Annotated in this window: 8 protein-coding genes; 4 read left to right on the forward strand and 4 right to left on the reverse strand. The window is 59.1% G+C overall.

All coding sequences use genetic code 11. The features are described 5' to 3' along the window. Positions 1-2: 2 nt before the first annotated feature. The gene (locus AC790_RS10740; protein ID WP_049851779.1) at positions 3-2975 is read left to right on the forward strand and encodes a virulence factor SrfB; all 2973 of its coding nucleotides are present in this window, start codon (positions 3-5) and stop codon (positions 2973-2975) included. Next, positions 2972-5344 carry a virulence factor SrfC family protein gene (locus AC790_RS10745; RefSeq protein ID WP_049851780.1) on the forward strand — a complete coding sequence of 791 codons (2373 nt, stop codon included), beginning with the start codon at positions 2972-2974 and terminating at the stop codon, positions 5342-5344. Before AC790_RS10740 ends, AC790_RS10745 begins: the two co-directional genes overlap by 4 nt. A 1-nt stretch (position 5345) precedes the next feature. Here the strand turns inward: AC790_RS10745 and AC790_RS10750 are convergent, their stop codons facing one another. From AC790_RS10750 to AC790_RS10760, 3 genes are all read right to left on the reverse strand, one after another. Then, complete coding sequence (locus tag AC790_RS10750) at positions 5346-5618, reverse strand: barstar family protein (protein WP_007891335.1); 273 nt, start codon at positions 5616-5618, stop codon at positions 5346-5348. A gap of 2 nt (positions 5619-5620) precedes the next feature. Next, positions 5621-6055, reverse strand: a complete 435-nt coding sequence (locus AC790_RS10755) for a ribonuclease domain-containing protein (RefSeq protein ID WP_007891340.1) — start codon at positions 6053-6055, stop codon at positions 5621-5623. A 101-nt stretch (positions 6056-6156) separates the two neighbouring features. Further along, positions 6157-6504, reverse strand: coding sequence for a helix-turn-helix domain-containing protein (locus AC790_RS10760; RefSeq protein ID WP_007891342.1), 348 nt, complete (start codon positions 6502-6504; stop codon positions 6157-6159). Between the two features lie 293 nt (positions 6505-6797). Between AC790_RS10760 and AC790_RS10765 the strand changes: the two genes are divergently transcribed. Further along, on the forward strand, positions 6798-7952 hold the full coding sequence (locus AC790_RS10765) for an efflux RND transporter periplasmic adaptor subunit (protein WP_049851781.1): 1155 nt from the start codon (positions 6798-6800) through the stop codon (positions 7950-7952). An 18-nt stretch (positions 7953-7970) separates the two neighbouring features. Continuing rightward, positions 7971-11123, forward strand: coding sequence for a multidrug efflux RND transporter permease subunit OqxB (gene oqxB, locus AC790_RS10770; RefSeq protein WP_049851782.1), 3153 nt, complete (start codon positions 7971-7973; stop codon positions 11121-11123). Positions 11124-11239: 116 nt separating this feature from the next. Here the strand turns inward: oqxB and AC790_RS10775 are convergent, their stop codons facing one another. Next, positions 11240-11725 carry an Rrf2 family transcriptional regulator gene (locus AC790_RS10775; RefSeq protein WP_007893848.1) on the reverse strand — a complete coding sequence of 162 codons (486 nt, stop codon included), beginning with the start codon at positions 11723-11725 and terminating at the stop codon, positions 11240-11242. Between the last annotated feature and the right edge of the window lie 49 nt (positions 11726-11774).

Genomic DNA, 11774 nt, shown 5'->3' on the forward strand with positions numbered 1-11774 from the left:
ACATGTTGGCTCCCCTCATCGATGACAAACAGAAAATCACGCTGATTGAAGATAGCGGTGTACAGTTTCTTGATTTCGGTTTGCGTTTGCCTGCGTTACAGGCGCGCCGTCAGTTCGTGCGTCAGACGGCTAATGGCCCGCTGCTGCGCCTGAATGTCGATGGCAACAGCGGTAAGTTCCTGCTTTATCCGGAAGATGGCGGCGCGGCAGAAGTGGTGCGTCCGGAGTCGGATATTGCGCTGGCCGACTCACTGAAACTACTGGCCCAGCAGTGGCTGCCGCTGCCGGTACTGCGCTGCACCAGCGGACGCCGTTTTATTGGCGGCCCAGACAACTGGGCGCGTCTGCATCTGGCCGCGCTGAGCCAACCCGATGCGGCCGGCAACACCCATCGCATCACCCTCGCCTTCGATACCCGCATTGTTTCCGAACAGGATGGCGGCGAGCAGCACGGTTTAAGCAAGGCCGATGCGCAGAACGGCGTTAGTTTCGCCCTCGCCTGGCACAACTATGAACTGGGTGAATTTCTCGATCATACCTGGGTTGATGGCTGGCTGCGTGAGACCTTTAGTCAGCAGGTGCATGCGCTGGAGTCACGTCGCGAGCAGGAGCTGAATCAGGCGCTGCGCGAATTCGAATATCAGGCGCACTACCTCAATCTGCTGGAGCTGCTGGGCGAACAGCTCGATCTGGCCGAAATCACCATTCAGGCGGCGTCCCACCAAACCCCGGCGGTTAACGTCGACATCATTCTTGATGTGGGCAACTCGCACACCTGCGGCATTCTGGTGGAAGATCATGCCGAAGAGAGCAGCGGCCTGCGCCAGACCTATGAGCTGCAGCTGCGCGATCTCTCCGAACCGCATCAGGTTTACAACGAACTGTTCGACAGCCGCCTGGAGTTTGCTGAAACCCGTTTCGGCAAGGCCAACTTCTCGCTGGAGAGCGGCCGTGAAAACGCCTTTATGTGGCCGTCACTGACGCGCGTCGGACGTGAAGCCAGCCGCCTGGCACTGCTGCGTGCCGGTACCGAAGGCAGCACCGGCTTATCCAGCCCGCGCCGCTATCTATGGGATGAAGCGCGCTATCAGCCCGGTTGGCGCTTCAACGCTAACGGCAGCAGCGATGAGCCGCAGGCCACCGCGCTGCCGTTTACCCTGTTGATCAATGATGAAGGCCAGCCGCTGCACGCGCTGGCGGAAGACGAACGTCTGCCGGTATTCTCGGCCAGCTACAGCCGCAGTTCATTGATGACCTTTATGCTGTGCGAGTTGTTGGCGCAGGCGATGATGCAGATGAACAGCGTGGCGCAGCGTCAGCGCATGCCGCAAAGCCAGGCGCCGCGCCAGCTGCGTCACGTGATTTTGACGCTGCCGTCCGCCATGCCCAAGCCGGAGCGGGAAATTTTCCGCCGCCGCATGCAGGAAGCCATCGCGCTGGTATGGAAGGCCGAAGGCTGGCATCCGGCAGAGGAGGATTTCTCGGCCGCCAGCCAGGCAAAAAGCCTGCGCCCGGTGCCGGATGTACAGATGGAGTGGGACGAAGCCACCTGCGGTCAAATGGTTTGGCTGTTCAACGAAACCCAGGTCAACTTTGCCGGTCGCGCGGAGGATTTCTTCAGCAGCATGGCGCGTCCGGATCGCCCGCGTGAAGCCGATGAAGTCCCGGGCAAGAGCCTGCGTATCGCGTCGATTGATATCGGCGGCGGCACCACCGATCTCGCCATTACCCAATATCGTCTTGATGACGGCCAGGGCAACAACGTCAAAATCACTCCGCGCTTACTGTTCCGTGAAGGTTTTAAAGTGGCGGGCGACGACATCCTGCTGGATGTGATTCAGCTGTGGATTCTGCCCGCGCTGCAGCACAGTTTGCAGAAAGCCGGTTTGACGCTGGCAGAGCCGCTGATGAACAAGCTGTTCGGCCATGACAGCCGCATGGACGGTCAGGCCACGCTGCGTCAGCAGGTGACGCTGCAGCTGTTTATCCCGCTGGCGCAGGCGGTGCTGGAGCAGTATGAGAACTGGGATCCGCTCGACAGCCACAGCGAAATCAATGCGCTGTTCGGCGAGCTGGTGCCGCAAAAACCGGCCAGCAGCGTGCTGGCGTTTGTGAACGGAGAAATTCAGCGCACCCTCGGCGGCGACAGCCGTTTCGATCTGCTGGAGGTACCGCTGGTGGTAAGCATGACGCAGCTGCACGGCGAGTTCCTGCAGCACCGTATGGCGATCATTCCGGCGCTGCGCGCAATGTGCGAAGTGGTGTCGCTGTACCAGTGCGATGTGCTGCTGCTGACCGGTCGTCCGTCACGCTTCCCGGGCATTCAGGCGCTGGTGCGCCATCTGCAACCGCTGCCGGGCAGCCGTATTTTGTCGCTGGAGGGCTATCACACCAGCGATTGGTATCCGTTTAATAAACAGGGCCGCATTGATAACCCGAAATCGACCGCCGCCGTCGGTGCAATGTTATGCCTGCTGGCGCTCGATCTACGCCTGAGCAGCTTCTGGTTCCGCGCCGGTGATTTCGAACCTTACTCCACCATCCGCTATCTCGGCGTGCTGGATGAAACCACTGCGCTGAGCGACGACAACCTGTGCTACAGCGAAATCGATCTCGACAGCAGCAGTTTTGCGCTGGATCGCAAGAGCAGCTTCCGCATCCGCGGCAATGTCTGCCTCGGCTTCCGCCAGCTGGAGAACGATCGCTGGCCGGCCTCGCCGCTCTACAGCCTGAGCATTGTCGACCCGACGCTGGCGCGCCAGGTGGCCGGGGAAAGCGTGCTGCGCATTAAGCTGGCGGTGCAGCCTGGGCCAGATAATCTGGGGCCGGAACGCTTAGTGCTAAGCGATGCGCGGATGGATGACGGCACGCGCGTGCCGCTGGAACAGCTGAGTCTGAAACTGAATACGCTTTCGGCCACCGGTAACGCAAATGCGCAATATTGGATCGACAGCGGGAGCGTCTGTAAACGATGAGAACTGCCAAAAAAGCTACGCCGGTTACGCCCGCCAAACGTCTCAGCCTGATGCAGGAAACGCTGGACGGTGCGCTGAATTGGGTGGAAACCCATCAGGCGCATGCGCCACGACTGGCGATGGAAGCCGAGACGCTGACGCTGCAACTGCGCCGCGCACGTGTGGAAAGCCATGCGCTGGCGCGTCAACTGGCGCGCCCGGTCACGCTGGCGCTGTTTGGCCAATCGCAGGCGGGCAAAGCCTGGCTGCTGAGTGAAATGGTTGGCGATGCGCAGGGTCAGCTGATTGCGCGCCTCGGCGATAAAGTCCTGAACTATTTCCAGCACATCAATCCGGGCAATCTCGATTTCGCCATTGCCACCCGCTTCAGCCACCAGCGTGAAACGCAATCCAACGCCTGGCCGCTGGAGATGACGCTGCTGAGCGAAGTGGAGCTGATTCGTTTGATGCTGGCCAGCGCCAAAACGGAAGATCAGCCCGATAGCGCGCACATCGACGCCGCGCTGCAGCGTTTGCAGCGCCATCGTCAGGATGAGGCGCAGCCCGGCCTGGACAGCGACGCGCTGATCACGCTGTGGGCGTGGAGCCGTCGCCACCATCGTCACGCCGAAATACTCGATCGTCACTTCTGGCCGCAGGCCGTGGCGCTGGCGCCGTGGCTCAACGTTGACGACCGCGTGCAGCTGTTTGCGTTACTGTGGCCAGGCCAAAACGCCCTGAATGAAAGCCTGCGCAGCCTGATGCATTTGCGTCATCAACTGCGTCACGCGCCGCGCGTGTTAGCGCCGCTCAGCCTGCTGGTCGATGACGCCGCGCTACCGGCAGAGAAACTGATCAGTCATGATGCCGATGGGCAAGAGATGATCGAAGTGTGCCCGATTGTCGCCAATCGCGTGGGTAAAGCGCAGCAGGTGCCGTTAGGTTTACTCGCGCTGCTGACGCTGGAAATCACTCTGCCGCTCAGCTCCACGCCGCGCCAGGCGTTGTACGATGACGCCGATATGCTGGAGCTGCCCGCGCCGGGCACGCCAGCTGACCGCGCCCAGCAGGAAGAGCTGGCGCAGCTGCGCCAGCGCGATCCGCTGCGCGCCGCCCTGCTGGAACAGAAACGCGCGCTGCTGCCAGGCCTGTACGCCGCGCGTCAGGGCATCGATCTTATGCTGATTTGTACCGCAGCCAGCCAGCGTCAGGACACCGATGTCGCCGCCAGCGCGCTGCGTGAGTGGCACATGCATCAAACCGTCGCGGCCAGCGGCGAAAAACCGCGTCTGATTTGGGCGATCACGCCGCATGACGCGCGCTATCAGCAGCAGCAGATTAACGTGGATGAAGCGGTACAACGGCAGATTGGTCAGCCGGGACAGAGCTGGGGCTCAATGCTGGCGCTGGATCGTGCCGGTGTCGATCGCATGGGCAGCTGGCTGCAGGATGAGATGCAGCCGGAGGCGCGCCGCGATCGCCTGGCACAGCAGCTTAGCGCCCTGCAGCAGAAGCTGGTGGAGCGTTTACAGCCGTGGACCGAATCCAGCGCTACGCCGGAACAGGCGGGACGCAAGCAGGCGATCGCCGATACGCTGCTGAAATGTTTGCAACATCGTACCGGTTTACACGGCGAACTGCTGGAGCGTTTGCAGCCGTCACGCGAAGCGGTGCGTCAGCTGTGGCTGAGCCAGAGCAGCAGCAACGTTAGCCAGCACAGCAGCAAAACTGCTGCCGCCGAGCAGAGCTATTTTGGTATCGGCTTCGAGTTTGATCTGTTCAAAGATGAACCGGTCGCCGCCGCTGAGCCGCGCAGTGCGGGTGGCCAGCGCGATCAGCAGTTCCCACAGCAGGTATTTGCTTTGTGGCTGGAGCATTTGCGTCAGCTGCCGGAGAGCCGCAGCCTGCTGGCGCTGCTCAACGTCGATAAACCCACGCTGGAGATGCTGATAGAGGAGCTGATCACCGCCAGCTTCCGTCTGAAAATGCTCAGCAAGCTGCAAACGGCGCTCAATGAACCCGACGCGCAGGCCAGCGCGCACGAAGCGCGTACCGATCGTCAGGTTTCACGCGCCATGACGGTGCTGGGTGATTTTGTCGCCTGGCTGGGCTTTTTGCAGCGTCCAGAGAGTGAGCGTCCGGAGAGTCGCGTCAATCGCGGTCAGACAATTTTCGCCCGTCCGCCGGCACCGAGCGTCAGCTTTTCGCCGGGACAGCGTTTAACGCGGCTGTCAGCCGCCCCTGCTAATCATACGGCTTACTACATCTATGACTGGCTGGTGGGGTTAAATTCGGTGATTGTCGAGAACAACGGTTATACCGGCGGCGGCGATCTGCCGGCGAATGCGCGACAGATGCTGGCAATTCTGCTGCTGCCGCTGCATGCGTAATCTACGCCTCACGTATCAGGTGCAGCTCGCCCGCTAACTGCTGCTGCGCCTCTTCCAGTAGCGCCAGCAACGGCGCGAATTCGGCGCTGTGGCTGGCGTGATCGGCATGCGTTAAATAGAGGGTCGCAGGCAGCGCCATGCCGCCGGTCAGCCAATCCCACAGCGCATCAAGGTTGTTGCCGAAATCCATCGGGCAGGCGCTTTGCTGCACCAGCGCGCGGTAAAACGCCTGGCGATCCGGCAAGCTTTGAAAGTCAAAATGGAGCGTCAACATGGTTAAGGCACCTGTTTGAAGCTGCGATAGTGATCGGTAGTGAGGAAAATCAGGCCATCGGACGAGTAAAGCAGACGATCGGCATCACGGTGACCGCAATCGTAATTCACGTCGGCTTCATACCACTGCCTGCCCGCCTGCATCGGCAACCTTCTTTCACGGTTGCTGAAGCGATCGCCGCCAATCGCGCGCCCCGGTAACACCTCACACAAATTGCCTTTGCTCGGGTTCCAGCCCTGGCGACGCGCCTCGTTTTTAGTGAGATAGAGATCGGGCAATCGCTGGTGCTGCTGCACCCAGCGCGCCACGGTGTTGGCATCGGTGAGCTGCGAAATATCGGGGTGGCTGTTGGCCCATTTGTCGGACAAATGCGGTTTTAACCCAAGCCACAGCGCGGCGAGGATCAGAATTAAGGCAATCCAGAGTTTTTTTGACATGGTGACATCCTGAAACACAGGACGACGATAGTAGCAGATTTAAAACGCAGAATTTATAACGGAGAGTAACGCGGGCCAGCAAAGCTGGCCCTGGCGGGGTGTTACTGCATCGCGCTGGCGGTTGGCGCGGCGTGACGACGCCATGCTCCCGGCGCTACGCCATATTGACGTTTGAAGCTGCGGTTAAACGACTGCTGCGAGTCGAAACCGAGTGAGATGGCCACATTGAGAATCGGCTCATTGCTGGTGGTCAGTCGATCAGCCGATTTTTTCAATTTTTTGTTACGAATGTATTCACCCAGCGGATAGCCGGTGTGCTCTTTGAACATACGCTGCAGGTGCCACTTCGAATAACCGGCGCGCCCCGCTACGGTGTCCAGGTCCAGACGTGCTTCAATGTTGTTATCAATCCAGTCGATCAGATCGTGAATAAATGCGTCGCTCATCATCCCATTCTCTCCCGTCGCCTCTGCGAACAGTATCAGTATCAGTTGCAATTACACTTTAAGGGTGACTGATGATGCCAGTTAATGCAAGTTTTATTATTGCATTAAATGCCGCACAGCGCGTAGGGGCTTTGATCGCTTTGCAACGCAATGATCAAAACCGCACATAAAGTGTATCAGATATTCTTGCAGTTGCAGTTTGCACAAGCCTACACTCATCGCGTTTTAATGCAATCTTCAAAGTTGCAGATTTTTCGTACGTCTCCTTTCTTTTTCACCTAAGCGGAATAACAACAATGCATCTGCAAACATATGGGGTTCGTCGGGCAGTAAGCCTGTCAGGAGTGATATTGCTGGGAAGCCTGCTGGCCGGTTGCGATCGCGGTGTGGCGCAAAACGCCCCGCCGCCGCCGCCCGAAGTGAGTGTCGCGCAGGTGGTTGAGCAGAAAGTCAGCCAATGGGATAGCTTCAACGGCCGCTTCGAAGCGGTGCAGAGCGTGCAGCTGCGCCCACGCGTCTCCGGCTATATCGATCAGGTGAATTATCGCGAAGGCGATGAGGTGAAAAAAGGCCAGGTGCTGTTCACCATCGATGACCGCACCTATCGCGCCACTCTAGAGCAGGCGCAGGCGGAACTCGCCAACGCACGTAGCCAGGCCACGCTAGCGCGCAGTGAATCGGCGCGTACCGATAAGCTGATCGGCACCAATGTCGTGTCACGTGAAGAGTGGGAACAGCGTCGCTCTGCGGCCAATCAGGCGCAGGCCAGCGTGCTGTCAGCGCAGGCGGCGGTGGATATGGCGCAGTTGAATCTTGATTTCACCCGTGTGACCGCACCGATTGAAGGTCGCGCCAGCCGCGCGATGATCACCACCGGCAACCTGGTGACCGCCGGCGACAGCGCCAGCGTGCTGACCACCTTAGTGTCGCAGGATCGCATGTACGTCTACTTCGACGTGGATGAAGCCACCTATCTGCACTATCAGGCAATGGCGCGTAAAGGCGAAAATCGCGGATCGCTGCCGGTGGAAGTGGCGCTGACCGGCGAAGAGGGTTTCCCGCATCGCGGCACCGTCGATTTTCTCGATAATCAGCTGACCGCCAGCACCGGTACCATCCGCATGCGCGCCTCACTGGATAACCAGCAGCGCCAGTTCACCCCGGGCTTGTTTGCGCGCGTGCGCCTGCCGGGCAGCGCTGATTTCACCGCGCTGTTAATTGACGATAAAGCGGTGCTGACCGATCAGGATCGCAAGTACGTTTACGTGGTCGATGCCCAGGGCAAAGCCCAACGCCGCGATATTCAGGCCGGTGAGTTAGCCGATGGCCTGCGCATTGTGCAGCAGGGTCTGAAGCCCGGCGACAAAGTGATCGTCAATGGCTTACAGAAAGTCTTTATGCCTGGCATGCCGGTGACCGCCCAACCGGTGGCGATGCGCTCCGCTCAATAACCTTCGAGACTGCCTTTTATGGATTTCTCCCGCTTTTTTATCGACCGACCGATATTCGCCGCGGTGCTGTCGATTTTGATCTTTACCACCGGACTGATCGCCATTCCGCTGCTGCCGATCAGTGAATATCCCAACGTGGTGCCACCCAGCGTGCAGGTGCGCGCCGAGTACCCAGGCGCTAACCCCAAAGTGATTGCTGATTCCGTGGCGACGCCGCTGGAAGAAGCCATCAACGGGGTGGAAAACATGATGTACATGAAGTCGGTGGCCGGTTCCGATGGCGTGCTGGTGACCACCGTGACCTTCCGTCCAGGCACCGATCCGGATCAGGCGCAGGTGCAGGTACAGAACCGCGTGGCGCAGGCCGAAGCGCGTCTGCCGGAAGAGGTGCGACAACTGGGCCTCACCACGCAGAAGATGTCGCCGACGCTGACGCTGGTGGTGCATATGTTCTCGCCGCACGGCAAGTACGATTCACTCTATTTGCGTAACTACGCCACGCTAAAGGTGAAAGATGAGCTGGCACGCCTGCCGGGCGTCGGACAGATTCAGATCTTCGGTGCCGGTGAGTACGCGATGCGCGTCTGGCTCGACCCCAATAAGGTGGCGGCGCGTGGCTTGACCGCTTCCGATGTGGTTAGCGCCATGCAGGAGCAGAACGTGCAGGTTTCTGCCGGGCAGCTTGGTGCGGAACCGCTGAAGAAACAGAGTGACTTCCTGCTGTCGATTAACACGCAGGGCCGGCTGGAAAGCGAAGAGCAGTTTGGCAATATCATCCTGAAAACCGCCGACGACGGCACGCTGGTGCGCCTGCGTGACGTGGCGCGTATCGAGATGGGTTCCGGCAGCTATGCGTTACGTTCGCAGCTGAACAACAAAGATGCGGTCGGGATTGGTATCTTCCAGGCACCGGGCGCCAATGCCATCGATCTCTCCAATGCGGTGCGCGATAAAATGGCCGAGCTGGCCACCCGCTTCCCGGACGATGTGCAGTGGGCCGCGCCTTACGATCCGACCGTGTTTGTGCGTGATTCGATTCGTGCCGTGGTGCAAACGCTGTTTGAAGCGATTGTACTGGTGGTGCTGGTGGTGATTCTGTTCCTGCAAACCTGGCGCGCCTCAATCATTCCGCTGCTGGCCGTGCCGGTTTCGGTGGTTGGTACCTTCAGCATCCTCTACCTGCTGGGCTTCTCGCTCAATACCTTGAGTTTGTTTGGCCTGGTATTGGCGATCGGTATCGTGGTGGATGACGCCATCGTGGTGGTGGAGAACGTTGAGCGTAATATCGAACAGGGTTTGTCACCCACCGCGGCGGCGCATCAGGCGATGCGCGAAGTTTCAGGACCGATTATCGCTATCGCGCTGGTGCTATGTGCGGTGTTCGTACCGATGGCCTTCCTGTCGGGCGTGACCGGTCAGTTCTATAAGCAGTTTGCCGTGACGATTGCCATCTCCACGGTGATCTCGGCTATCAACTCGCTGACGCTCTCTCCGGCGCTGGCGGCGCTGCTGCTGAAACCGCACAACGCGGCGAAAGATATGCCGACGCGCATTATCGATCGCCTGCTCGGCTGGCTGTTCCGCCCGTTCAACCGCTTCTTCCAGCGCAGCTCGGATGGCTACGAATCGCTGGTAGGGAAAACGCTGCGTCGACGTGGCGCGGTGTTCGGCGTCTATGTGCTGCTGCTGGCGGGCGCGGGCTTTATGTTCCATACCGTGCCAGGCGGCTTTATTCCGACCCAGGATAAGTTGTATCTGATCGGCGGCGTGAAAATGCCAGAAGGGTCATCGCTGGCGCGCACCGATGAAGTGATTCGCAAGATGAGCGAAATCGGGATGAACACCGAAGGCGTGGCCTATTCGGTCGCGTTCCCGGGGCTTAATGCGTTGCAGTTCACCAACACGCCAAATACCGGCACGGTGTTCTTTGGCCTGAAGCCGTTCAGCGAGCGGACGCGCAGCGCGGCGGAAATTAATGCTGAGATTAACGCCAAGATATCCAAAATCCAGCAAGGTTTTGGCTTCTCGATTATGCCACCGCCGATTTTGGGTCTGGGACAAGGCTCTGGTTATTCGCTGTATGTGCAGGATCGTGCAGGTTTGGGTTACGGTGCGCTGCAGAACGCCATCAATACCCTGACCGGTGCAGTGCTGCAGACGCCGGGCATGATGTTCCCGATTTCATCCTACCAGGCCAACGTGCCACAGCTGGATGTGCAGGTCGACCGCGACAAGGCCAAAGCGCAAGGCGTGTCGTTGACCGAGCTGTTTAGCACGCTGCAAACCTATCTGGGATCGTCGTACGTTAACGATTTCAATAAGTTTGGTCGCACCTGGCGCGTGATGGCGCAGGCAGACGGTGATTTCCGCGATAGCGTGCAGGATATCGGCAATTTGCGCACCCGCAACGATCGCGGCGAAATGGTGCCGATTGGCAGCATGGTCAATATCACCACCACGTACGGCCCCGATCCGGTGATTCGCTACAACGGCTATCCGGCGGCGGACCTGATTGGTGATGCCGATCCGCGCGTGCTCTCTTCAGCGCAGGCAATGCAGAAGCTGGAAGCGATGTCCACTCAGGTGCTGCCGAACGGCATGAACATTGAATGGACCGATCTGAGCTATCAGCAATCCACGCAAGGCAACACTGCGCTAATTGTGTTCCCGGTGGCCGTTCTGCTGGCGTTTCTGGTGCTGGCGGCCTTGTATGAAAGCTGGACGCTGCCGCTGGCGGTGATCCTGATTGTACCGGTGACCATGCTGTCTGCCCTGGTTGGCGTGTGGCTAACCGGCGGCGATAACAACGTGTTTGTGCAGGTTGGATTGGTGGTGTTGATGGGGCTGGCGTGTAAGAACGCGATTCTGATCGTTGAGTTTGCGCGCGAGCTGGAGATGCAGGGCAAGAGCATTGTCGATGCGGCGCTGGAAGCCTGTCGTCTGCGTCTGCGTCCCATCGTCATGACCTCGATTGCCTTTATCGCCGGTACCATTCCGCTGATTCTGGGTGAAGGTGCAGGTGCGGAAGTGCGCGGCGTGACCGGGATTACCGTGTTCTCGGGGATGCTGGGCGTGACGCTGTTTGGGCTGTTCCTGACGCCAGTGTTTTATGTGACGCTGCGTAAGCTGGTGACACGCAAGCAGCCGCAAGCGGAAGTGCAGACCGCGTAACAGTTAAATGTGTGATGAACAATCCGGGCCGATGTGCCCGGATTTTTTTATGTGTGGCGCTCGGAGCAATAAAAAAAGGTCACCATGAATGGCGACCCTACGGGATGGGTGCGGTTTTAGCGGCCTTTCTTACACAGATCGGCGAGTTCGACATCGGGCAGCTCTTCGCAGTTGCTGGTGTCGTTATGCTTCAGCTCGGCCAGCGCATCTGCCACGGTGCGGGTTTCCAGCACCTTCAGCGACGCTTCTTCAGCCTCTTCCGCAATCGATTTAAAGTACCAACACAGGTTAGCACTGACCAGACAACGCGGGGCGACATCGGGACGCGAGGCCCAGAGCTTTTTATCTTCAATCACCGAGGTGTAGATGTCGCGCAGCGTGATCTCAGCGGCCGGACGACCCAGGTGAATTGAGCCGGTGCGGCCAAGCGTCGAGACGATGATGCCGTCGCGCGTGAGCGGAACCATGAGTTTTCGAATGAAACTGGGGTTCGCTTCAAGACCATACGCCAATATGGCACTGGTCGAGCGTTTGCCCAGTTGCTCCGCCATCGCTACGCTCAAAACCATCTGCAAAGCTGTCGGGAAGCGGTAATCAAGCATTTCAATATCCTGAGTTGCGGTTATCTTGTTGTTTTTATGCCGCGACAGT

The organism is Pantoea sp. RIT-PI-b (assembly GCF_001187905.1).
Classification (GTDB): domain Bacteria; phylum Pseudomonadota; class Gammaproteobacteria; order Enterobacterales; family Enterobacteriaceae; genus Pantoea; species Pantoea nemavictus.

What these genes read in the sequence shown, in the direction of transcription:
- AC790_RS10745 (WP_049851780.1), top strand. Translation starts at nt 2,972, where the DNA reads ATGAGAACTGCCAAAAAAGCTACGCCGGTTACGCCCGCCAAACGTCTC.
- AC790_RS10755 (WP_007891340.1), bottom strand. Translation starts at nt 6,055, where the DNA reads ATGTCAAAAAAACTCTGGATTGCCTTAATTCTGATCCTCGCCGCGCTG.
- AC790_RS10760 (WP_007891342.1), bottom strand. Translation starts at nt 6,504, where the DNA reads ATGATGAGCGACGCATTTATTCACGATCTGATCGACTGGATTGATAAC.
- AC790_RS10750 (WP_007891335.1), bottom strand. Translation starts at nt 5,618, where the DNA reads ATGTTGACGCTCCATTTTGACTTTCAAAGCTTGCCGGATCGCCAGGCG.
- AC790_RS10765 (WP_049851781.1), top strand. Translation starts at nt 6,798, where the DNA reads ATGCATCTGCAAACATATGGGGTTCGTCGGGCAGTAAGCCTGTCAGGA.
- AC790_RS10775 (WP_007893848.1), bottom strand. Translation starts at nt 11,725, where the DNA reads ATGCTTGATTACCGCTTCCCGACAGCTTTGCAGATGGTTTTGAGCGTA.
- oqxB (WP_049851782.1), top strand. Translation starts at nt 7,971, where the DNA reads ATGGATTTCTCCCGCTTTTTTATCGACCGACCGATATTCGCCGCGGTG.
- AC790_RS10740 (WP_049851779.1), top strand. Translation starts at nt 3, where the DNA reads ATGTTGGCTCCCCTCATCGATGACAAACAGAAAATCACGCTGATTGAA.